Source organism: Paracoccus limosus, from assembly GCF_009711185.1.
In the GTDB taxonomy this organism is placed as follows: Bacteria; Pseudomonadota; Alphaproteobacteria; order Rhodobacterales; family Rhodobacteraceae; genus Paracoccus; species Paracoccus limosus.
Genome location: NZ_WMIF01000006.1, coordinates 81,136 through 105,483, shown reverse-complemented (window position 1 = coordinate 105,483; position 24,348 = coordinate 81,136). Strand labels below are relative to the sequence as shown.

Here is a 24,348-nt window from a genome sequence, read left to right as displayed (position 1 = left end):
CAGGCTAGCTTAGCGCCATGACCCAAGCCCCGGAAGCCCTGCGAGTCCTGACTGCCGCCAACCCCTCGCCCCTGACCGGGCCGGGCACGAATACGTTTCTGGTCGGGCGCCGGCAGATCGCGGTGATCGATCCCGGCCCGGACCTGCCCAAACACCGTCAGGCGATCCTGAATGCCGTAGCGGGGGCCGAAATCAGCCATATCCTGATCACCCATGCGCATCTGGACCATTCCGGCGGGGCGCGGGCGCTGGCGCAGGCGACCGGGGCGCCGATCCTTGGCTTTGGCCCGGCTGAGGCCGGGCGCTCGGCCCTGATGCAGCGGCTGGCAGCGCAAGGCGGCATCGCCGGTGGCGAGGGGCTGGACCGCGATTTCCTGCCCGATCAGCTGCTGGGTGACGGGGCACGGATCGAAAGCGACGAATGGGCGCTGACCGCGCTGCACACGCCCGGCCATTTCGCCGGCCATCTCAGCTTTCGGTTGGGGGATGCGATCCTGTGCGGCGATGTGGTGATGGGCTGGTCATCGACGCTGATCTCGCCGCCCGACGGCGATCTGGCCGATTATTTCCGCAGCCTGACCCGGCTTGAGGCCGAGGATGCGCGCCAGCTTTGGCCCGCGCATGGCGCGCCGATCGATGCCCCGGCGGCGCGTCTGGCCGAGCTGGCGCGGCACCGGCGTGACCGCACCGGCCAGATTCTGGCCGCGCTGCGACAGGCGCCGGATGATGCCGAGGGGCTGGCGCGTCGGATCTATGACGTGCCGGCGCAATTGCAGCGCGCCGCCAGCCGCAACGTCCTGGCGCATCTGCTGGCCCTGGCCGAGATCGGCGCGGTCGAAACCGAGGGGCCAGTCACAGCCGCCTCGTGCTTTCGCGCTCTTTGACCCGGCGGCCGATGCCGGCCGCCGGAGCTGGCGTTTCCGCCCTTACCTGACCTGACCCAGACGCCCGGCGGCGATGGCCGCCATGTTCAGGATGTCGTTCACCGTCGAGCCGGTCGAACAGATCTGGATCGGATGCGGCACGCCGGTCAGGATCGGACCGACCACGGTCGCCCCCGCCATCTCTTGCAGCAGCTTGACCGAGATCGAGGCCGAATGCCGCGCCGGCACCACCAGCACGTTCGCCGGGCCGGTCAGGCGCGAGAACGGGTATTTCGCTGCCTGCGCCGGGTTCAGCGCCACGTCGACGGTCATCTCGCCCTCATATTCGAAATCGACCTTGCGGGCGTCGAGGACATCGGTGGCATGGGCCATCTTGACCGCGCGTTCGCTGACCGGATAGCCGAAGTTCGAGAAGGACAGGAAGGCCACGCGCGGATCAAGCCCAAGCCCGCGCGCCACATGCGCGCCCCGGGTGGCAATATCGGCCAGATCCTCGGCCTCGGGCCATTCATGCACCAGCGTATCGCCGATCAGGATAACGCGCCCATTGTGCAGCACGGTGGTGATGCCGACCGCGCCGGCAGCGGGGGTCACGTCAAAGACATTTCCGATCTGTGCCAGAACATGGGCGTTCTTGCGCGTCGCCCCCGTCACCAGCCCGTCGCCATGGCCATGCGCCAGCATCAACGAGGCAAAGACATGCCGGTCGCGGTTCGCCAGTTTGTAGGCATCCTCGCGATCAACACCCTTGCGTTGCAGGCGGGCGTAAAGCGTCTCGTGATATTGTTCCAGATGGCGCGAATTCGAGGCGTTCACCACCATCAGTTCCCGCGCGGCATCGGCCAGACCGGCAGCCTCCAGCTTGTCCTTCACATCGGCTTCGCGGCCAATGACGATGGACTGGCCCATGCCGCCCCGCTGCCAGGCCACGGCGGCACGCAGCACGCGCGGATCGTCGCCTTCGGCAAAGATCATCCGGGCTTGCGCCTGACGGGCGCGGGCATGGATGCCTTGCAGGATGGCTGCGGTCGGATCCATGCGCGCCTTGAGCGACTGCGTGTAGCCGTCCATGTCGATGATGGGCCGGCGGGCGACGCCCGTGTCCATGCCCGCCTGCGCCACCGCCGGCGGCACGACATGGATCAGGCGCGGGTCGAACGGCGTCGGGATGATATAGTCGCGGCCGAATTGCAGCTTGCGACCGTAAGCCACCGCCACCTCGTCCGGCACGTCCTCGCGCGCGAGTTCGGCCAGCGCGCGGGCGCAGGCGATCTTCATCTCGTCATTGATGGCGCGGGCATGGATGTCCAGCGCGCCCCGGAACAGATAGGGAAAGCCAAGGACGTTGTTGACCTGGTTCGGATAGTCGCTGCGCCCGGTCGCGACGATGGCGTCGGGACGCACGGCATGCGCCTCTTCGGGGGTGATTTCCGGGTCGGGGTTGGCCATGGCAAAGATGACCGGATTGTCGGCCATCGCCTGCACCATCTCTGGCGTCACCGCGCCCTTGGCCGAAACGCCCAGGAAAACGTCGGCGCCGCGCATCGCATCCTCCAGCGTGCGGGCGTCGGTATTGGCGGCATGGGCCGATTTCCACTGGTTCATGCCCTCGGTGCGGCCCTGGTAGATCACGCCCTTGGTGTCGCACATGATGCAATTGTCATGCCGCGCGCCCATGGATTTCAGCAGTTCCAGACAGGCGATCCCGGCCGCGCCGGCACCGTTCAGCACGATGCGCACGTCCTCGATCTTCTTGCCGCTGATTTCCAGCGCGTTGATGAGCCCGGCCGCGCAGATCACGGCGGTGCCGTGCTGGTCATCGTGGAACACCGGAATGTCCATCAGCTCTTTCAGGCGCTGCTCGATGATGAAGCATTCCGGCGCCTTGATGTCCTCAAGGTTGATGCCGCCAAAGGTCGGCCCCATCAGCTTGACGGCGTTGATGATCTCTTCGGGGTCTTCGGTGTCCAGCTCGATGTCGATGGCGTTCACATCGGCAAAGCGCTTGAAGAGCACCGCCTTACCCTCCATCACCGGCTTCGAGGCCAGCGCACCAAGGTTGCCCATCCCGAGGATCGCGGTGCCGTTCGAGATGACGGCGACCATATTGCCCTTGACGGTATAGTCATAGGCGGTTTCGGGCCGGTCGGCGATGGCCTGCACCGGGACCGCCACGCCAGGGGAATAGGCCAGCGACAGATCCCGCTGCGTGGCCATCGGCGTCGAGGCGACAATGTCGTATTTCCCCGGTCGCGGCTCCATATGGTAGGCAAGCGCCTCCTCGGGGGTGATCCGGGACCGGCGGGGCGTATTGTCGTCGCTCATTATGTTCCTCCTGGCTTTCAGCCTCATTAGCGGAGGCTGACGCCGGGAAGAAGTGCAGAAAATGCACGCTATGCCTGCAGCTAGTGCAGCAATGCCGCCGCAACGACCTCGCCATGCAATCCGAGCGCGATTGCCGCGCCGATGACCGCAACCGCGCCGGCGACGACATCATGGCGCGGATCCCAGGCGCGTTGCCGCCGCGCCATCCAGACCGACACCGGATAGCAGAAAACCTGCGCCAGCGCCTGTCCCACCAAAAGGCCGGTCAGCCCGCCCCACCATGCGCCGATCAGCACCAGCGCCAGATAGATCATCGCCCGGCTGCATTGCATGACAAAGAACCCGCGCGAGTCGCCCCCGGCCAGCGCCGCCGTCTCATAGCTGAGCGGGATCACCAGCAGCATCTGGATGCAGGCGATGGCGACCAGAATGCCGCCGGCGCGGTGATAGCGCGGGTCGTAAAGGTGATCGACCATCCACGGCCCGATCAGCGCCAGCGTGATGCCCACAAACAGCAATAGCCCGGTAAAGCCGGCGCGGGTGCGGGCCATGGTGCGGAAATTCCCGGCACTCTCGCCCGGGGGATGTTCGCGATACATCGGGATGAACAGCCGCCCGGCGATCGCGGTGCCCAGCATGCCCGGCACCGTGGCCAGAAACTGGCCGATGTTGTAGATGCCCAGATGGTCCAGCGTCAGCACCCGGCCCAGAATGATCCGGTCGCCCTGAAACAGCAGGAAGCCGCAGATCGTGCTGAAAAAGATCCATTTGCCGAATTTGACGATTTCCTCGCGCGCGGCCTTTTCCATGCGGAAACGGTCGATATGGCCGGGCAGCAGGTAATGGAACATCAACAGCTGGGCAAAGGCGCCCAGCACCTGCCCCCAGACCAGCGCCCAGACGTTGCGCAGGATCAGCGCCGCCGCCACCGTCAGCAGGATGCCGATCAGCTGGTTGCACAGCTCGATCATGGTCAGGCGGCCGATCTGCAGATGCCGGCCGGCGCTGTCGATCCGGGTCGGGAAGAACCCGCCGACCAGCATCGAGCTGGCCGCCGCCGGGAACACCCAGGCAAACGCCGGGGCGTTGTAGAACAGCGCCAGCGGATAGGCGAGCAGACAAGCCGTGCCAAAGATGAAGAAGCCGCGGATGACCTTGATCGTCCAGGCCGTGTCCAGAAAAGCCGGATCGTCTCCGCGCTTGCTTTGCATGATCGACGGGCCCAGCCCCATGTCGCTGAACATGCTGAGCCCGATCATGAAGCTGGACACCAGCGCCATCAGCCCGAAATCGTCCGGGCTGAGAATGCGCGTCAGCACCAGATTCGACGCCAGACGCATCAGCTGTCCGCCGCCGAAATTCGCCATCGTCCAGACGCCGCTGCCCAAGGCGCGCGACGCAAAACTCTTGCCCGGTGGTTTCGGCTCGGCCCCGGCGGGATCCACAGCTGTATCCTGCATCAGCCCAGACCCGCAGTCGGCGCCGGCACGACGCCCGGCGAGGCGACGCCCGGCAGGCCGCCGATCAGCCACAGCATGGCGATGGCGCCAGCGATCAGCAGCACGACAACATAGGTCAGGCTCAGCCGTTTCAGGCGGATGTCGCGCGCATTGGGGCGATAGGGCAAGGAGATCACCGGCCGCGTGCCGGTCGCGCGGGCAAATTGCTCGGTCCGGCGCAGCACCGGGTGCAGCATCTCAAGGATAAAGGCCAGGCCAAAGCTTAGCCCGATGCTGGCAAACAGGCCCAGCGCCGCGCGTTTCTTGCGGTTCGAGGCGGCGGGATATTCCGGCGCCAGCGCCCGTTCCAGAATCACGAAACGCTCGGTCTGGTCGTTGTCCATCAGCTTTTGCTGCGTCTCGACCTGCGCAAGCTGGCGCGAGATCTCGGCATAGCGGTCCTGCAGCCGGCGTTGCTGGCGCACCATATTGTCGAGATCGCGCGACACCTGCGGCGCCTTGGCGCGCGCCCGCTCGATCTCTTTGCGGCGGTCCTGCATCTGCGCCTTTTGCTGGCGGAACTGTTCAAGCTGGCTGTCGTAAAGTTCGCCCTGACGCTCGACCACATCCGAAACACTCTCGCCGCCCGAGTTCAGCCGCTTGAGCTGATCTTCGAGCCGCTTGATCTCGGGATGGTCGGGGGCCAGCGTGCGCCGCGCCTGCGCCAGCTCGATCTCGGCGGTGCGGATCTGCTGGACCAGCGTGGCCGAGGGACGGGCATCGGCGGCGGTGCTGCCCGCCTCCAGCGCCAGCCGACCGCGTTGCAGGCCCATGATCTCGCGGTCCAGCGCCGCCTCCGAGGCGTTCAGCTGCGCCAGCTCGGTCTGCAGATATTCCTGCGACGAGGGCAGCGCATCCTCATTGGCCGAGCTGAATTCGGCGATCTGACGGTCCTGCCGTGACAGCTGGTCGCTCAGCCGGTCCTCTTCGTCGGTCAGATATTGACGCGCCTCGGCGATCCGGGCCTCGCGGTTCTCGCGGTCGCGGTTGACGACGCTGTTGGTGAAATAGTTGGCCAGGGCTGCGGCCGTGTCGGGGGTCTCGGCCTGCGAGGTGATGACGATGGCCGCCAGCGACATGCCGGATTCGGTCGCGACGCCGGGGGCCTGGATGCTGTCGATCCGGGTCGATTTGCGCACGGCGGCGATCTTGTCGGTCTCGCTCAGCCCGGGGGTGTCCGTGAACAAGCCCAGTTCGGTGATGACCTCGCGGATGTTGCCGCGCGCCATCAGACGCTGTTCGATCAGCTGCACCCGGCGCGAAGCCGGCAGCGCCGAATCGCTGCCCGCCTCGGTCACCGCCGGGGTATCGACCTGAATCACCGCGCTGGATTCATAGACCCGCGGCGACGAAACGATGAAGTAAAACGAAATCAGCGTGCCCAGGATCATGACCGTCAGCACCAGCGGCAAACGCCGCCACAGCATCGAAATCAAGTCCTGCAATGTCTGTAATGGACCCAAAACCCTTAAATCCCGTCTCGCCCGTCAATCATCGGACTTGTTCAGAATGATACCCATGACCGGCGGCATGCCGACCAGCAACCGTTCGGCCTGCACCATGTCGGCAGCAGTGCCGCGCCGCCCGTCGGCCACCAGCAGCAGCGCATCGGCCAGCGGCAGGGCGGCCAGCGCCTCGTCCTCGCCCAAGAGTGGCGCCATGTCCATCAGCACCAGCGCATGGGTCGCGCTGTTGCGCGCCAGCCGAGCCATGCCGGCGGCCAACGCCTCGTCCTGCAGAATCTCGGCCGCCTCGTCCTCGGCCTGCGCCGGGGCGATCACCCGCAGGTTCGGCACCTCTTCGATCACCGGGGCAAGCTCGTCGAGCGCGCGGCCTGCGGCCAGTGCCGCCGAAATCGGGTCGCAACCGGGGATTCCCAGCTGGCCGGCAATGCTCGGCCGCGCCAGATCCATGTCGGCCAGCACCACATGCGTATGCGGCTGGCGCGCCAAGGCCAGCGCCAGATTGACCGAGACGAAGCTGCCGCCCGCCCCCAGCGTCAGCGGCACCACGGCCAGCGTCTTCCAGTCCCGGTTGCGCATCTCGCGCAGGACACGGGTCCGCAGCAGCGCGAACCGCTTTGCCACAACCCTTGCGTGTTCCGCATCCTCGGCGGCGCGCGCCGCCTCGCGCCGGATGAATGGGCTGGACAGCACCTGGCGTGCATCCTGCGGCGCAATCGTGCCTGCCGGCTTCCTGTCGGGTTCCTGTCCTGTGTCGGCCTGCAAACCTGTGGCCCCTCTGCCTCTGGTGGTACATCACCAGCCAAGTCGCCGCAGCGGGGCGATGACTTTGCCAGCGGGGCCATGGTAACGTCCCGGCCATGAACACGACAACCGAAAATAGCCCTGATCGCGAGAATGCTTGGCAAAATGCCGTGACCCTGTCACCGGCAGACGTCACCGCCATCGTCATCGGCCGCAATGAGGGTGAAAGGCTGATCCGCTGCCTGCGCTCGTTGCTGCCGCAGGTGGGACAGGTGATCTATGTCGATTCTGGTTCAACCGATGGTAGTGCCATTCGTGCAACAGAACTGGGCGCGCAGGTGGTGCAGTTGGACATGTCGGGCCCCTTTACCGCCGCCCGCGCCCGCAACGCCGGGCTCGCCCGCCTGACCGAGGCCGAGTTCGTGCAATTCGTCGATGGCGATTGCGAGGTCGAGCCGGGCTGGATCGCCACCGCGCTAACGGCGCTGGCGGGGGATTCGCAGCTGGCGGTGGTGGCGGGGCGACGGCGGGAACGGCATCCCGAGGCTTCGATCTATAACCGGCTGTGCGATGCGGAATGGAACACGCCGGTCGGCCCGGCCCGCGCCGTCGGCGGCGACCTGCTGGCACGGCGCGCGGCGCTCGAGTCGGTCGGCGGCTATGATCCCGGCCTGATCGCCGGCGAAGAGCCTGAGATGTGCCTGCGGCTGGCCCGCGCCGGCTGGAGCATTCGCCGGCTGGACGCACCGATGACGCTGCATGACGCGGCCATGACCCGGCTTGGGCAATGGTCGCGCCGCACCCGCCGCGCGGGCCATGCCTTTGCCGAGGTCTCGTGGCGCCATCGCACCGGCCCCGAAGGCTTTTGGCAGCGCGAAACCCGGCGGGCGCTGATCTGGGCGGTGGCCTTGCCGCTGGCGATCCTGTTGGGCCTGCTGGTCACGCCCTGGACCGGGGCGCTGCTGCTGGCCTATCCGCTGCAGGTGGCGCGCATGGCGCTGCGCGATCCCGATCCCAAGGACCGCTGGCCCCGCGCCTTTTACACCATGCTGGGAAAATTCCCCGAAGCGCGCGGCGTGCTGGAGTTCCACCTGCGCCGCCTGCTGGGCCGCCGTTCGGAGCTGATCGAATACAAATGACCCCCTGCACGATCATCATTCCGGCCCATGACGAGGCCGGCTATATCCATGCCTGTCTGGACAGCTTGCTGGCGCAGGACTTTGCCGGCCCGGCCGAGGTGATCGTGGTCGCCAATGGCTGCAGCGACGACACCGCCGCGCAAGCCCGCAGCCGCGCGGACGAATTCGCGGCGCGCGGCTGGCAGCTGCGGGTCGAGGAACTGGCGCAGGGCGGCAAGATCGGCGCGCTGAACCACGGCGACGCCTGCGCGCGGCCGGGCATCCGGATGTATATGGACGCCGATCTGCGGTTGGCGCCGCGCCTGATCGGCAAGATGGTGGCCGCGCTTGACAGCGACAGGCCGCTTTATGCCGGCGGTCGGCTGGTGGTGGCACCGGCGCGCAGCCGCATCTCGCGGCTCTACGCCCGGTTCTGGCAGAAACTGCCCTTCGTCGCCGGCAATGTCACCGGCGCCGGGCAATGGGGCGTCAACGCCGCCGGTCGGGCGCGCTGGGGCCAGTTCCCGCAGATCATCTCGGACGACACATTCGCCCGGCTGCAATTCGACGAATCCGAGCGGATTCTAGTCGATGAGCCCTTCGAATGGCCCATCGTCGAGGGATTCGGCCCGCTGGTCCGGGTGCGGCGGCGTCAGGATCGCGGCGTGGCCGAGATCGCCGAGCGCTTTCCCCAGCTCTTGGCCCGCCAAGGCCATGTCCGGCCGGACAAGGCCGAACTGCTACGCCTTGCCGCCGCCGATCCGCTGGGCTTTGCCACCTATGTCGCGGTATCGCTGGCGGTGCGGATGGGGCGCAATTCGCAGGACTGGGCGCGCGGCCGCTAAACGGCGCAACTTAGGGTCGCGGCGGCAGTTTTCCCGCCCGGAAATCGGTCACCACCTGCTGTGCCAGCTCTTGCAGGGCCTTGGCCTGATCCGCCGGCACTGCCGGGTAAGGTCCCCATTCCCCGTCCAGCTGTCGCGGCAGCCCCACCGGGCTTTCTCCGGTCAGCATCGCGTAATGGATCATCGCCACATAGTAGAAACCGGCATCGGTCGGATGCACATTGTCGCGAAAGAAATCGCGGATGGTGCTGGCGCCGGGCACCCGGTCCTGCGCGATGGCGTCATAAAGGCTGACCATGCCCAGCCCGGCCGGAATCAACTGCATCGGCTTGGCCTCCGCCGGCAGGCCGGCATTCACATGATCGACGATTCCCTGCCACAGCGGCAGATCGGTCAGGATGCGATCGCGCCACGCCTGCGCGCTGCCGGTCCCGGCATCGTCGATGTCGTCCCAGGTCTGGTAAAGATAGCTCTGCAGGTCAGGGCTGGTCTTGCGCGCCAGCTCGACCCAGTCCAGCGCATAGGTGCCGCTGTCGTGATATTCGATGGTCGAGGCGATCGGCACGCGTTCGGTCAACACCAGCGCATCCAGCCGGTGCTCGGGCAGCCAGCGCCGCCCGTCCTGCCCCTGCGCTTCGGCGCTGTGCTCCCATTGCCATTGCAGGGGGGCGCCGTTGATGACCTGATATTCGACCGGCGCGTGCAACAGATCCTGCATCATCGTCGGCAGGGTCGGGCTGACCAGGCTGTGCCCCATATAGAACACAGACAACCCATCGGCGAGTAGGCTCAGCATGGACATCGAATCCTCGCGGATGTGAAAAGCTGAGGCCAGCCTAGGTTTATGGTTAATCACATGCCAGCAGAAACAACTTCAGATTGCCATAAATGCGACTTCTCACCCGAATGATTGTGCCCAACATAACATCGGGTCACAAACAGGTTATCTCGCCCCCTCGCACCGGCCATGAAGCTCGGAGCAAGCCATTGAAAAAAAAAGAACCTGTCCTTTTGGTCAGGCCTGCATTTCGTTCTAGTTTTATTAAAACTGGGGGCTATACTCGCAGTCGTACCGATTACAGTAGGTTTTCTCAAATGCAGCGCACCCCGGACATTTTTTCCGCCGAATTGAACCCAGTAGTTTCGCTGCTCCAGCCTGCCGAAACCAGCACTAGCCCCGTGGGCGTGAGCTCGGCCTATGCGCGCTTTGTCAAGCGCCCGCTGGACATTCTGATTGTTCTGCTCGCTTCGCCCATCGTGCTGACGCTCGTCGGGTTCGTTGCTTTGCTGATCGCCATTCAGGGCGGCAAGCCCTTTTATTCGCAGCTTCGGGTCGGCCGCTCGGGCCGCAGCTTCCGTCTGTGGAAACTGCGCACCATGGTCGTCGATGCGGACCAGCGCCTGGCAAACTACCTCGAGAGCGACCCGGCCGCCAAAGCCGAATGGGAGCTGACGCAAAAGCTGAAACAGGATCCGCGTATCACGCCGGTCGGCCGCTTCCTGCGCAAATCCTCGCTGGATGAGCTGCCGCAGCTGCTGAACGTCCTGCGCGGCGACATGAGCATCGTCGGCCCGCGTCCGATGATGCTGGACCAAACTCTGCTTTATCCGGGCGCCGACTACTACCACCTGCGCCCCGGCGTCACCGGCCTGTGGCAGATCTCGGACCGCAACGACAGCACCTTTGCGGCGCGCGCCAGCTTTGACGCGGAATATGCGGCCCACCTCAGCTTCAAGGGAGACGTCAGCATCATCGCCAAGACCGTCGGCGTCGTGCTGCGCTGCACCGGCTACTGATCACTTCATCCGATAGCGGGGCTGTCACAGGCCCCGCTTTTGCATGTCAGGCCGCTGCCCGGCAGTGCGTCTTGGCCCAAGCCAGCATCAGCACCGCGCCTGCCCCGCTGAGGGCATAAATTCCCAAACACGACAGCAGGGACAGTTCCAGCAGGAACAACCCCGCAGCCCCGCAGGTCATGGCCAGTGCGACACCCATGGCGAGCAAACCGATCAGCGCAGCCTCCTTAACACATCCTCTGGTTGCTGTTTTACTATACGCTCGAACAGTAAAGGAATCGTCAACGATTTCTTCACGACCGGATCGTTAGGAATCATCCTGCCAATTCCGCATAGCGGGCAGGCGCAAATCGGCCAAATGGGTAGCTGGATACCTGCACCCACCCGGCCACCATACCAAAGAAAGGCTTTCGCGGTGCGAATCGGCTATCTCGTCAACACCTACCCCCGGCCGTCGCACAGCTTCATCCGACGCGAGATCGCGGCACTGGAGCAGAGGGGTTACCAGATCCATCGCTTTGCCATGCGCGGCGATGCCGCCGCCCTGACCGACCCTGCCGACCAACGCGAACATGCCCAGACCGAGCGTATCCTTGAGGCCGGCGGCGCCCGCCTGCTGGCCGACCTGCCGCGCAAGGGGCTTGGCGCAGCCATGGCCACGGCGCGGCGCCGGGCGCGGGCCGGCGAATCCAGCCTTGCGCTGCAGATGATCTATCTGGCCGAGGGCGCAAGGATCGCCGCGCGGTCGCAGGCCTTGGGGCTAAGCCATATCCACGCGCATTTCGGCACCAATTCTACCCGGGTCGCGGCCTATTCCCGGCTTTTGGGCGGTCCCCGCTTCAGCTTTACGGTGCATGGCCCCGAGGAATTCGACAAGCCGCAGCCGCTGGATCTGGCTGGCAAGCTGGCGCTGTCGGAATTCTGCGTCACGGTCAGTAGCTTTGGCCGTTCGCAGATGTATCGCTGGGCCGAAACGGCGGATCTGGCCAAGGTCAAGGTGGTGCATTGCGGGCTGGACCTCAGCCGCTGGACCGATCCGCAGCCCCTGCCCGCCGGCCCGCCGCATCTGGTCGCAGTCGGCCGCTTTGCCGAGCAAAAGGGCTTTGGCCTGCTGATCCGCGCCTTTGCCCAAGCCTGGCGCCAGAATCCGGCGCTGCGCCTGTCCCTTGTCGGCGATGGCGAGCTGCGCCCGGCGATCGAGGCGGTGATCGCCGCCGAGGGCATGGCCGAGGCGGTCAAGCTGCTGGGCTGGCAGGACGAATCCGGCGTGCGCGCGGCGATGGACGCGGCGCATGTGCTGGTCACCCCCAGCTTTGCCGAGGGCCTGCCGGTGGTCATCATGGAGGCCATGGCCCGCGCGCGCCCGGTCATCGCCACCTATATCGCCGGCATTCCCGAATTGCTGCGTCAGGATCAGGAAGGCTGGCTGGTTCCCGCCGGCGATGCCGATGCGCTGACCGGCGCAATGCTGGCTGCGGCGGCAACCCCGGCCGAGCGGCTGCAGGCGATGGGCACCGCCGCCCGCGCCCGCGTCCTGCGCCGGCATGACATCGCCGAATCGGCGCGGCTGCTGGACGAACTGATCCGCAGCTCGCAAGGCTGAGCCGGTCAGGACAGCCGGTCAACAGATCGGCTTCGCCCGCAAGATCACCCCGATATCGAAAAAAGGCTGCCGCGATCATCCGCGGCAGCCTTTGTTTTCAACGCCCGCCGCGCAATTGGGCGCGCAGGGCGCGGCGACGCGCCATGGCATCATCCGCAGCGGCCGGCGGCTCGGCCGCAACCGGGGCGACCGGCGCCGCCGGGGAAGGCTCGGCTGCGCGGGGCGGCGTCACCACGCCGCCGGGAACGGCGGCCCGGTTTGCAGCCACACCCGCCGCACCCGCCAAACCAGCGATATGCTTGACGAAATCGGCCATGACCGGGAAGCGGAAGATATCCGTCACCCCCAGCCGAGGCACGGCCAGCCTGTCGCGCATGGTGCGATGCAGCTGGATCGCCAGCAACGAATGCCCGCCCAGAGCAAAGAAATTGTCGCGCGGCCCGATCTGCGCCACGCCCAGCACCTCGGCCCAAAGCGCATGCACCGCCGCCGCCAGATCCTCGGTCACGGTGACGCTGGCCGGGACCGGCCCCGCTCCCGCCGCCACAGGCGCCGCGCCCACCGGCGCAGCAGCCCCCGCGCCGGGAACCGGCAATTGCTTGCGGTCGATCTTGCGGTTCGGCGTCAGCGGCATCTTGTCCAGCCGGATGATTCGCCCCGGCACCATATGCGTCGGCAGATGCGCAACCAGCGCCTCGCGCAGCGCCTGTTCCGACAGGCTGCTGTCGCCGGTGACATAGGCCACCAGCCGCTTGTCGCCCGGCACATCCTCACGCACCAAGGCCACCGCCTCGCGCACGCCGGGTTGCGCGCCCAAGGCGGCCTCGATCTCGCCCAGTTCGATGCGGAAACCGCGCAGCTTGACCTGATGATCGGCGCGGCCGATGTAATCCAACCCGCCGTCATCGCGCCAGCGCACCAGATCGCCGGTGCGATACATCTGTGCCCCCCAAGGCGCGGCGCGATCGGCCGGCACGAAGGGATCGGGACGGAAGGCTGCCTCGGTCAGATCCTCGCGCTGCCAATAGCCGCGCGTGACGCCATGACCGCCGATCCACAGCTCTCCCTGCGCCCCCGGCGCGACCGGCGCGCCTTCGGGGTCCAGAATATACAGCTGGGTGTTGGCGATCGGCCGACCCAAGGTGACCTCGGCCGCCGTTGTGACATCGGCAGTGGTGGACCAGATCGTGGTCTCGGTCGGGCCATACATGTTCAGCACCCGCGCCGACGTCAGCTGGCGCAGTTCGGCCAGCAGCGCCGGCGGCAGCGCCTCGCCGCCCAGCATCACGCATTTCAGCCCGGCCAGCGCCTCGGCCACCTGCGGGTCCGACACCAGAATCCGGCCCATGCTGGGCGTGCATTGCAGATGCGTCACCTTCCATCGCCGGATCTGCGCGGCAATCGAGAAATCGCCATCGGCGGGCACATCGGAATGCGGGTTCACCTCGGCGCGCAGCCGCGCCAGCAGCGGAAAACCGGCCACCACCTGTTCGGGGGCGATGCCGTAATCGATCAGGCAGGCGACCTCGCCCACGCCGATGGTCTTGAGATGCTCGACCCGCGCAATGGCATCGTCGAGCGAGCCGAACAGGCCCGAATCCTCAAAATAGCGCAGGAAGGCGAACTCCAGGATGCCGTCCAGTTCCTCTTCGGACAGCGAGCCAAGGTCGATGGCCATGGGGTTGGTCATGCCCTCGGGCTTGCGGAAGGCCGGGAAGTCCCAGGCATATTGCTTGACCAGCGCCGCCGCGCTGCGCAGGTAGTTCTTCATCGGCTCGCGGGCGATCTCGCGCGCGGTTTCGCGATCCTCGGCCAGACAGGTGTGCAGCATCAGCGTCACGGTGAAATTCGCCGGGTCATGCCCGACCGAACGCAGCGCGGCGTGATATTCCTTGATCCGGCTGGCCACCACATCGATGCTTTGGCCCAGAAGGTGGGTCAGCACGTTCATGCCCAGCCGCCCGGCCTCGGCCCATGTCTCGGGATTGCCGGCGACGGTCATCCACAGCGGCAGTTCCTTTTGCACGGGACGCGGCTGCGTCACGACACCAAAGGGCGAACCATCCTTGCGCGGGAAATCGACCGCCTCGCCGCGCCACAGCCGGCGCAGCTGATCAATGCCCTGAATCATCGCCGATTTGTTGTTCGGCGGCGCGTTTTCCGGGCGCAGCACGAAATCATCCGGCTGCCAGCCCGAGGCAATGGCGATCCCGGCGCGACCGCCGGTCAGGTTGTCGATCACCGCCCATTCCTCGGCCACGCGGGCCGGGTGATGCAGCGGCAGCACGCAGCTGCCTGCGCGCACGGCGATGTTTTTCGTGACCGCAGCCACCGCCGCGCCCGAAACCGAGGGGTTCGGATAGGGGCCGCCAAAGGCATGGAAATGCCGCTCGGGCGTCCAGAGCGCGACGAACCCATTCTGATCGGCAAAGCGCGCGCCATCCAGCAACAGCTGATATTTGCGCGGCCCCGGCCCGTCATCGTTGCCCCAGTAGAACAGGCTGAAATCCATCCCGCCCTGCACGTCCCGCACCGCCGGCTTGACCGCCGGCGCGCTGGACACCGCCAGCCGCGATTCCTCGCCCGCGATCACCAGCCGCAGCCCGCGCGCCAGCGACCAGAAGATTTCGAGCACCGAAATATCAAAAGACAGGCTGGTCACCGCCAGCCACGCGTCGCCCTCGGCATGCGGAATCACCGCATCCATACCGGCAAAGAAGTTCGCGACGTTGCGATGTTCGACCATCACCCCTTTGGGCCGGCCGGTCGAGCCCGAGGTATAGATCAGATAGGCCAGATTCTGCGGCCCCACCCCGGTCACCGGCGCGGCCACCACGCCATGCGGCAGATCGGCCGGGATCGTCACCACCTGCGCCTGATGCGCCGGCAGCCGGTCGGCGATCCCGTCCTGAACCAGCACGACCCGGGCGCCGCTGTCCTGAATGTAAAGCTCGATCCGGTCCGAGGGATAATCCGGGTCCAGAGGCACATAGGCGCCGCCCGCCTTCCAGATCGCCAGCGCACCGATCACCAGCTCGGGCGAGCGTTTGGCAAACAGCCCCACCGGCTGATCCGGGCCGACGCCCATCGCCACCAGCCGCGCAGCCAAGGCATTGGCGGCACGGTCAAGCTGGCCGCGCGTCAGGCTGCGATCCTCGAACGCCAAGGCGATCTGATCGGGATTGGCTGCTGCGGTTTCCGCGATCAGCTCATGGATACAGGCCAGCCGCAGGTCCAGCGCGGTATCGTTGCGCGCCACCAGCAGATCGCGCAGCTCATCGGGATCGAGCAGCGAGATATCGCGCACCGGGGTCGAGCCCGGCAGCACCAGCCCGGCATCCAGCGCCCGCGCCATGCGCTGCGCCTGAATCGCCGTGATCCGCGCCGGATCATGCAGCAGCGCCGCGCCCTGATCGGTCAGCGCAATGGTCAGCGCCGCGCCCGCAACCGGCGCCAGATCGCGCAGGTTGATCGCCAGATCTGGCAAGGCCGCGTCCCGCAGCTCGGGCGCGCGATGCAGCAGATCGGCCATGAACCAGCCGCGCTTGGCCACCTCCTGCCGCGTCTCGGCGATCTGTGTGGCCAGCGCGCGCAGCGTCATCGCCGGCTCGATCGTCAGTGCCAGCGGCTGCCAGCCGTTGACCAGCGCATCGCGCGGCAGATCGGCCGGCACCAGCGCCAGATCAAAGGCGGGCTGCGCCGCCAGCCGGGCCAGCAAGGCCGCCGCCAGCGCCAGCCGCTCGGCCGAGGCGCCCGGCATCAGTTCGATCCGCTGAACCTGCCCCGAGCTTTCGCCCGAGATCACCGCCGGGCTCATCCGGCCCAGTCGCTTGCGCCACCAGCCGTCATGGCGCGCCGCCGCGTCGGCAAGCGCAGTGAACGCCGCCCGGTCCGGGTCCGAAAGCAGCGGCAGCACCGTGCCAAGACCCGGCAGCTCGCCCCGGCACACCAGCCGAATGGCCGCGCCACCCGCCGCGATGGTGGCGATATCGCCATGATGGGCCAGAACGGTGCCCGGCGTCGCATCGCTGGGCTCGGTCCCGGCCGAACCGGTCACGGCCAGAAACCGGCCATCGGCCAGCCGCACCTTGGCCTCGGTCAGCGGGTTCCAGTAGCCGCCATGATCAAGCCCGCGCACCAAGGCGCAGATCCGCCCGGCAGGCTGGGAAAAGTCGATCACCCCCGCCGCCTCGGGGCGCTTGTCCTTGCCGACATAGCTGCGCTGCGACAGGTCCTGCGGCTGGCGCTGCAGCCCCGCCCCCTCAAGCTGGGCGACCACATCGGCAAAGCTTTCGGCGGCGCGGGCAAAGCAGCGGGCGTTCAGCGTCAGCGCGGTATCGTCCGGGCGCAGGTCGAACAGGGTCTGGGACAGGATGTCGCCTTCGTCCACGCCCCCCTCGATCATGTGCCAGGTGACGCCATGCTGCATCTCGCCGCCGATGATCGCCCAGACCGGAGCATTCAGCCCGGCCAGACGCGGCAAGGGGCCGTCGTGGAAATTGATCGCGCCGCGCTGGCCGCGGGCCAGCATCTGCGGCGACAGGATCGACAGGTTCGCCACGCTGAACAGCCAATCGGCCGAGGGCGCATCGGCGGGGATCGGTGCATCCTGATCCTCGACCCGCAGGCCCGCCGACTGCGCCCATGACTGCAGTTCGGGGTTGCGGGTGACGATGGCGGCGATGCGGTGCCCGCGCGCAAGCAGCGTTTCCGCCGCATGACGCAGGAGCAGTTCATTCCCAACCAGAATCGCAGAAAATTGCGTCATGGCTTGCCCTTTTCAATATGAACAGGGGTCGGCTGGCGGCGCAAGGCGTGGCGCGTCAACTGGCCCAAATGACCTTCAGGAACACCCGTTTCGCGGCGCTGGACCAGACAACGCAGGCGCCACAGCACCTCGCCACCCAGCGCGGCCACGGTCGCGGCCAGCGCACCTGCGCGGCCGTGATGTTTTTCGAAATAGCGGCGGCGGGATTCATACCAATATTGCGGCACCCGCTTCCAGGTCTTCATCCCGGTGCTGACCGAGCCGATATGCAGGACCAGACTTTCGGTGACGTAATGCGTCTGAAAGCCGGCATCGGCCGCGCGACGGCACAGATCCGTCTCTTCGAAATAGAGAAAGAAACCTTCGTCGAACAGGCCGATGCGATCCAGCACATCGCTGCGGATCATCATCGAGGCGCCTGCCGTCCAGTCCACCGGACCCGACACCGTCGGCGACGGCATGGCCACGACCTTGTTGCGAAACAGCCGGGTCACCGGGCCGCTGCGGCTGCCGGATTCGAATTCCGAAGCCGCCGAGGGAAAGCGAAAGGCCGAGCGATGCGGCACGCCATCGGTGCCGCGCAGGCGCGAGCCGATGATCCCCGCTTCGGGATGCGCGCGCATATAGTCCACCAGCACCCGGAGCGAACCTGGCTGCGGAATCGCGTCCGAATTCAGCAGATAGACCAGATCCGGCCGCCGGCCATCGGGCAGTCCCTGACGGATGCCGTGGTTGTTGCCCGCGCCAAAGCCGCCGTTCCAGCCCGATTGCACCACCGCCACGCGGTCGGCGGACCAACCCCGCGCCTGCGCCGCATCCTGCATCCGCTCGAACGAGCCATCGCCGGAATCATTGTCCACGATGGTCACGCCACCATCGAGGCCCTCAAGCTCGCGCAATGCGGCCTCGACCGCATCTAGCGACATTTCGGCCGTGCGCCAGTTCAGCACGACCACCTGAACCGTCGGGTTCACGATAGCACTCATCAACTCTACTCCGCAGCCTTGGCGCGCGCCGGGGCATCGCCATCGGCCTCGCGCAGCAGATCCCGCAGCACGCTGGCCATGCGGCGGACATTGGGTTCCAGCACCATGGAATCATGGTCGCCGGGCACTTCGATCACTTGCAGCCGGGGCATGAAGGGCGTCCAGCCATTATCCTCCAGCAGGTATTCGCGCCCGGTGGTCACATGGCGACCGCCCGACACTTTCCAGCGCCGGTCCAGCGGCGGCCGGAACATGGCCACCGGCCCGTCCCAAGGCGTAACCTGCATGCCGGGTAGCCAGCTGATGAAGGCCGCCTCGATCGCCAGATCGTGGAACGCCCCCTCGCTGGCCGGGGCGCCGGCCTCAAGGGCCTGCGCCTTTTTGCGGCGCCCGACCTCATAGGCCAGACGGTCGCGCAGCCATTTGCGGAAAAAGCCAAAGCCTCCTTCGCGCATTTCGCCCAGACGGATCAGCAGCCGGTCCTGGCGGTTCAGCGGCTCGCGCAGCGGCAGCGGCGTGTCCAGCATGACCAGCATCGCCACCTCTTGCCCCGCCTCGCGCAGCTGGCGCGCCATTTCATAGGCGGTCAGCCCACCACCCGAAAACCCGCCCAAGAGGTAGGGGCCCTGCGGCTGCACCTCGCGCAGCTCGGCGATATAGTCGCGCGCGGCTTCGGCGAAACTGCCATGCGGCTGATCATCGCCCAGCAGTCCCCGCGCCTGCAGACCATAGAACTTGCGATCCGCCCCCAGACGCTGCGCCAATTGCCGCAGGTTCATGACGTTGCCGAACATCCCCGCGACCATGAAAAAGGGCGTGCCATCGCCGCGCCCGCCCATATCGACCAGAAAGCGGCGCTTGACGTGGTCCGAGACTGGCAGTTGGCGGATATTGTCGGCCACCACCTCGCGCGGGCCGGTGCGCTCTTCGACCAAAGCCGCAAGCTGGGCAATGGTCGGCGCCTCGAACAGGGTCGAGATCGGCAGATCGACGTCGAAACGCTTGCGCAGCTGGCCAAACATCCTGACCGCGATCAGCGAATGCCCGCCCAGATCAAAGAAGCTGTCGGCCGCGCCGACCTGCGCGATGCCCAGAAGCTCGGACCAGATCGCGGCCAGCTCCAACTGGGTGCCCGGGGTGGGCGCGACGAAATCGCTGTCCAGATCGGGCCGCTCGAACCCGCCCTCGGCGGGGGCGGCATCCTGCACGACGCCAGCCTCGGCGATCAGCGCGTTCAGGTCCAGCGACGAGACATAGACCTGCGCAAGTCCGGTCGAGATCGCGCGGCTCAGCATCGCGGGCCCGACTGCGGCCGGGATGCCCTGACTGATGTTCTGGTGCAGGCGCCGCTCGGCCGGTGACATGCTGCGCGCGGCAGGGGCTGCGCGACGCGGCGCGGCCGAGGACAGCGCCGCCGCCAGCTTGCGCAGGGCAAAGCCCTTGATTTCGGCACAGATGGCACCATCCGGCCCGGCCAGCGTGATATCGAACTGCGCCAGACCCAGCGCATCGCTGTTTTCGCCGGCATTGCGGATATGGCTGGTCACCTCGGCCGGCAGCTGCCGGTAAAGCCGGATCGCGCCATAGCCCATCGGCACCCATAGCGTGTCCGGCGTCCAGCCCTTGATCAGCGCCATGGCCCAGCCGGTGGCAATGTCCATCAGCGCGGGATGCACCATCCATTGCCCGGTTTCGGCGGCAAAGGCCGGGTCCAGCGCCAGCTGCGCCACACCCTCGTTGCCCGAGATCCTGAACCGGCGCAGCACTTTCCAGCGCGGGCCAAAGGCCATCTGGCGCTCTTGCGCCGAATCCAGCGCGGCGCCCTGCCCGTCCTGATCCCAGGGGCCGGCGACGGTCAGCGGGGCCGGTGCCGCCTCTTCCAGCGGCTGGATCAGCGCGCTGACATTCGGATCGCCCTGCGGGTCGTCCAGAATCGAGACGCGCAGGGCATCCCCGTCGGGCTCGACCCGGGTGGTGACCAGCGCCGTATCCTCGACCAGAACCGGACGGCGGAACTCCAGATCGCGGATCACGATGGGCAGCGCCAGCCCGGATTCCAGCGCCGCCTCGGAAATCAGCTCGATCCAGCCGGTGCCGGGCATCAGCGCCTGACCGGCAACGGTCTTGTGGCCGCAGATAATCCAGTCCTGCATGCGCAGGGCGGTGCGGAATTCGCGCCCGGCGGGCATCGGCATGGCCTGATCCAGCAGCGGCCGGTCCACCGGCGCGCCTGCCGCGACCGCGGTATCCAGCCCCAGTGCGCGCGCAGCCATCCCGGTATCGGCCCAGACGCCCCAGTTCACCGCCACGACCCGGCCCAGAGCCGGCGGCGCCGAACGCGCCACGGCGTTCAGATATTCGTTGGCGGCGACATAATCGGCCTGCCCAGCCGGCGCGATCACCGACGAGGTCGAGGCAAACAGCACCGTCATGCGCGGCGGTTGCCCGGCCAATGCCTCGGTCAGGGCGCGGGTGCCCAGAAGCTTGGGCGCCAGAACGTCCCAGCTGTCGTCATCGCTCTTGGCCGCGATCAGCGCATCGCGCACCAGACCCGCCGCATGCAGCACCACATCCAGACCGCCAAAGCGGGCCCGCACCTCTGCCACGGCGCGGGTCATTTCCTCGGGGCTGGTCACATCGGCGCGGACGGCCAGCACCTCTGCTCCCAGCGCCTGCAACCGCCGCAGCGCCGCCTGAATCCGGCCGTCATCGACCGCGCCGCGCGTGGTCAGCGCCAGCTTCACCCCTCGGGGCGCCAGCTCCATCGCGATGGCCTGACCAATGCCGCCAAACCCGCCGGTGATCAGACAGACCGCGCCCGCCGGGATCCCCGCCATGCCGTCATCGGCCAGTGCCACCCGCTCCAGCGATTGCTCGAAACGGCGATTGTCGCGCCATGCGGCGATAGCGGCACCCGGCGGCGCCAGCGCCTCTTCGACCAGCATGGCGGCGGTGGCGTCCAGCCCGCGCTTCCCCGTCAGCCGGATATCGACCAGCCGGGCGGTGACATTGGGCATCTCATGCGGGATGACCCGGATCGGGCCGGCAGCCGTGGCCTTTTCCGGCATCGGCGCCGGCTCGTCGGCCACGCGCAGCGCGTCATTGCAGACGGCGATCAGGTCCAGCTTGGCATCCGGCAATTCGGCACTGATGGCCTGCGCCAGATGCAAAAGCCCGAAATAGCCGCGTTCCAGCTGGCTGTTGAGCAGGCTCGAGCCGGCGCGGAAGCCGGTATCGCCGGTCAGCGACCACAGATGCAGGATGCGCTGCGGCGCGCGCGCCTGCCCCGCCAGCGCCGCCAGCAGCATTTCATATCCCTCGCGGTCGGACTCGACCGGCAAGGCAAAGCGGCCCTCACCGCGATCGGCGAATGTATCAGCAATCGCCACGGTCGCGACGCGCTGGCCAAGATCGCGCAGCCGCTGCGCCACACGCTCGCCGATCCCAAGATCGTCCAGAAACAGCAGCCAGTCCTGCGCCAGCGGCGCCACCGGACCCTGCGGCCCGATCTCGATCCCCGGCGAGGCCAGTTTCCACGCCGGACGCCAACCCCAGTCGACGGTTTCCTCGATCCGGGCCAGTTCGGCCTCGGCCTCGGTCGCAGCACTGGTCGAGCGTTCGATGAAATAGCGTTTGCGCTGAAAGCGATAGCCGGGCAGCGACAGGCGCAGACGCCGTGCGCCGCCCCAGATCTGATCCCAGTCGATCACGCCACCACAGGCCCAGACCCGCGCCAGTGCCGCCATGAAATAGCTGTCATCCGAGGTCGCGTGGTCGCGGTGGCGCAGGGTCGAGATCACCTGCCCGGCATTCACCGCCGGATGCGCCTTGGCCATGGCCTGCATGGCGCGCCCCGGCCCGACCTCAAGGAAGATGCGATCAGGGTTCGCCGCGAGCCACGAGATGCCATCGGCAAAGCGCACGGTGCCGCGCAGATGCTGCACCCAGTAATCGGGGCTGACCGCCTCGGCATCGCTCAGCGGCTGGCCGCTGCGGTTCGAGATGATCGGGATTTGCGGCGGATTCAGCCGGATGCCGGCCAGATAGGCGCGGAATTCGGCCAGGATGCCCTCCAGCATCCGCGAATGCGCGGCGATCGAGATGGCGATGCGTTGGCATTCGATCTCGCGCGCGGCCATCAGTGCGGCGAATTCGTCCAGCTTCGCATCGGGGCCCGAAACCACCGACATGGCCGGCCCGTTCACGGCGGCCAGATCCAGTTCCAGCGCCGCCAGCTCATCGGCGAACTCTGCCGGCTCCAGCGGCACCGACAGCATGCCGCCCGCCGGCACCCGGTCGAACAACAGCCCGCGCAGGCGAACCAGACCGATGCAATCCTCAAAGGACATCACCCCGGCGATGCAGGCGGCGGTATTCTCGCCCATCGAATGGCCGATCAGCGCCGTGGGCGTTACGCCCCAGCTGATCCACAGCTGCGCCAGCGCATATTCGGTGATCATCAACAGCGGCAGCTGCAACGAAGGCTGCAGCAGGCGCCGGTCCGCCTCGGCCTCGGCGCCCGGTTCGGGCAGCCACAGCGCGCGCAGGTCGGTGCCATACGCCTGCGCCATATGGTCCAGCCCACGGTCCATCCAGTCACGGAACACCGGCTCGGTCTCATAAAGGTCGCGGGCCATGCCGGCATATTGCGCGCCGCCACCCGGCAGCATGAACACCGGCTCGGCCCCCTCGGCCACCAACTGATGATCAAAGACCAGACGGGTATCGCCACTTTCCAGCAGGCTCGCCGCCTCAGAGGCATCGCGCGCCACCAGCACGCGGCGGCGATCGAACTGGCGCCGGCCTTGCGTCAGGGTAAAGGACAGATCGGCCATATCCGCATCGGGATGCGCCCGCAGCCATTCGGCCAAGGCGTCGGCATTGGCGTCCAGTGCCGCCTTGCTGCGCCCCGAAACCGCGATGATCTGGAAGGGCCAGTCGGCAGCCTCGCCCGCCTGCGGCGCGGGCGGCTGTTCCAGCACGACATGGGCATTGGTGCCGCCGACGCCCAGGGAGTTCACCCCGGCCCGCCGCAGCCCGGTCAGCGGCCAGTCCGACAGCCGGTCATTGACCTGAAACGGGCCGCCGGCAAAGTCGATGGCGGGGTTCGGCGCCTCATAGCCAAGGCTGGGCGGAATACGGCCGTGATGCACGGCCAGCGCCGTCTTGATCAGGCCGGCGCTGCCCGCCGCGGTATCGAGATGGCCGATATTGGTCTTGACCGAACCGATGCGGCACGGCCCCTGCCGGCTGCCGTCCGCGACCCGCTCATAGGCCTGATTCAGCGCCGCAACCTCGATCGGATCGCCCAGCGCGGTGCCGGTGCCATGGCATTCGACATAGCCGATCCCGTCCGAGGCCACGCCCGACATCACCAGCGCCTCGGCAATGGCCTGCGCCTGCCCTTCGACGCTGGGGGCAAGATAGCCGGCCTTGGCGGCACCGTCATTGTTGATGGCCGAGCCCTTGATGACCGCCCAGATATGGTCGCCATCGGCAATCGCATCCTTCAGCCGGCGCAGCACGACCACGGCGGCGCCACTGCCAAAGACCGTGCCCTGCGCCCGGTGATCAAACGCATGGCAATGCCCGTCCGGGGACAGGATTTCATTTTCCTTGTAGAGATAGCCCAGCCCATGCGGCATCTCGATGGTGACGCCACCGGCCAGCGCCATGTCGGATTCGCCCGAGACCAGCGACTGGCAAGCCATGTGGATCGCCACCAGCGAGGTCGAGCAGGCGGTCTGGATGTTGATCGACGGCCCGGTGAGGTCAAAGACATGGCTGACGCGGGTGGACAGGAAGTCCTTGTCATTGCCGGTATGGCGCAGCAGGAAATGCCCGACGCCATCGACCAGATCGCGGTTCGAGCACACGTTCCAGTAGAAATAGCTGCCCATGCCGCAGCCGGCCCAGACGCCGATATTGCCGGCAAACCGCTCGGGCACATGGGCGGCATCCTCCAGCGCGTGCCAGCAGGTTTCCAGAAACTTGCGGTGCTGCGGGTCCATGATCGCCGCCTCTTTCGGCGACAGGCCAAAGAACTCGGCATCGAATTCGTCGAATTGGGCCAGGATCGCGGCAGAGGGGACGTAATTCGGATCGGCAAGCCGGGCACGGCTTTCCCCGCGCGCGATCAGATCGGCCTGCGGCAGACGCTGGATCGACTCCACGCCCCGGCACAGGTTGTCCCAGTATTGCGCCACATCGCCCGCACCGGGCAATTGCGCCGCCATCCCGACGATTGCAATATCACTGTCCGAAACCAGGCTTGGATCCAAGGCCATGGCGATTCCTCTTCAACTCACAAAAGCCA

General features: G+C 67.0%; 13 protein-coding genes. 5 read left to right on the top strand and 8 right to left on the bottom strand.

The genetic code is table 11. The features are described from left to right. Positions 1–17 precede the first annotated feature (17 nt). A complete protein-coding gene (locus tag GL279_RS06335; protein ID WP_155063776.1) occupies positions 18–884 on the top strand; it encodes an MBL fold metallo-hydrolase in 867 nt (288 codons plus the stop codon). A gap of 42 nt (positions 885–926) precedes the next feature. Here GL279_RS06335 and GL279_RS06330 read toward each other — a convergent pair whose 3' ends face one another. From GL279_RS06330 to GL279_RS06315, 4 genes are all read right to left on the bottom strand, one after another. Beyond that, on the bottom strand, positions 927–3,209 hold the full coding sequence (locus GL279_RS06330) for an NADP-dependent malic enzyme (RefSeq protein ID WP_155063775.1): 2,283 nt from the start codon (positions 3,207–3,209) through the stop codon (positions 927–929). Between the two features lie 80 nt (positions 3,210–3,289). Beyond that, complete coding sequence (locus GL279_RS06325; protein ID WP_155063774.1) at positions 3,290–4,669, bottom strand: oligosaccharide flippase family protein; 1,380 nt, start codon at positions 4,667–4,669, stop codon at positions 3,290–3,292. Continuing rightward, on the bottom strand, positions 4,669–6,153 hold the full coding sequence (locus GL279_RS06320; protein WP_155063773.1) for a GumC family protein: 1,485 nt from the start codon (positions 6,151–6,153) through the stop codon (positions 4,669–4,671). Before GL279_RS06320 ends, GL279_RS06325 begins: the two co-directional genes overlap by 1 nt. A 42-nt stretch (positions 6,154–6,195) precedes the next feature. Then, the gene (locus GL279_RS06315) at positions 6,196–6,864 is read right to left on the bottom strand and encodes a chromosome partitioning protein (RefSeq protein ID WP_343039725.1); all 669 of its coding nucleotides are present in this window, start codon (positions 6,862–6,864) and stop codon (positions 6,196–6,198) included. 167 nt (positions 6,865–7,031) lie between these two features. Here GL279_RS06315 and GL279_RS06310 point away from each other — a divergent pair, with 167 nt between their 5' ends. Both GL279_RS06310 and GL279_RS06305 read left to right on the top strand, forming a co-directional pair. Then, positions 7,032–8,054 (top strand): glycosyltransferase family 2 protein, encoded by a 1,023-nt coding sequence (locus GL279_RS06310; protein ID WP_155063772.1) that lies wholly within the window; start codon positions 7,032–7,034, stop codon positions 8,052–8,054. Beyond that, positions 8,051–8,878, top strand: a complete 828-nt coding sequence (locus GL279_RS06305) for a glycosyltransferase family 2 protein (RefSeq protein ID WP_155063771.1) — start codon at positions 8,051–8,053, stop codon at positions 8,876–8,878. Before GL279_RS06310 ends, GL279_RS06305 begins: the two co-directional genes overlap by 4 nt. A 10-nt stretch (positions 8,879–8,888) precedes the next feature. On the opposite strand, the gene GL279_RS06300 is transcribed toward GL279_RS06305, so the two are convergent. Continuing rightward, positions 8,889–9,680 (bottom strand): hypothetical protein, encoded by a 792-nt coding sequence (locus GL279_RS06300; protein WP_246175197.1) that lies wholly within the window; start codon positions 9,678–9,680, stop codon positions 8,889–8,891. A gap of 293 nt (positions 9,681–9,973) precedes the next feature. On the opposite strand from GL279_RS06300, the gene GL279_RS06295 reads away from it, so the two are divergent. Together GL279_RS06295 and GL279_RS06290 are read left to right on the top strand one after the other, a co-directional pair. Beyond that, entirely contained in the window at positions 9,974–10,675 is a 702-nt protein-coding gene (locus tag GL279_RS06295) for a sugar transferase (RefSeq protein WP_155063770.1), read from the top strand. Positions 10,676–11,090: 415 nt separating this feature from the next. Beyond that, positions 11,091–12,278, top strand: coding sequence for a glycosyltransferase family 4 protein (locus tag GL279_RS06290; protein ID WP_343039724.1), 1,188 nt, complete (start codon positions 11,091–11,093; stop codon positions 12,276–12,278). A 97-nt stretch (positions 12,279–12,375) separates the two neighbouring features. Here the strand turns inward: GL279_RS06290 and GL279_RS06285 are convergent, their stop codons facing one another. From GL279_RS06285 to GL279_RS06275, 3 genes are read right to left on the bottom strand one after another with little or no spacing between them, the layout of a single operon-like run. Beyond that, positions 12,376–17,046, bottom strand: coding sequence for a MupA/Atu3671 family FMN-dependent luciferase-like monooxygenase (locus tag GL279_RS06285; RefSeq protein ID WP_155063768.1), 4,671 nt, complete (start codon positions 17,044–17,046; stop codon positions 12,376–12,378). Next, positions 17,043–18,032, bottom strand: coding sequence for a glycosyltransferase family 2 protein (locus GL279_RS06280; protein ID WP_155063767.1), 990 nt, complete (start codon positions 18,030–18,032; stop codon positions 17,043–17,045). The genes GL279_RS06285 and GL279_RS06280 overlap by 4 nt, the downstream gene beginning before the upstream one ends. A 5-nt stretch (positions 18,033–18,037) precedes the next feature. Further along, positions 18,038–24,319, bottom strand: coding sequence for a type I polyketide synthase (locus tag GL279_RS06275; RefSeq protein ID WP_155063766.1), 6,282 nt, complete (start codon positions 24,317–24,319; stop codon positions 18,038–18,040). Positions 24,320–24,348 lie beyond the last annotated feature (29 nt).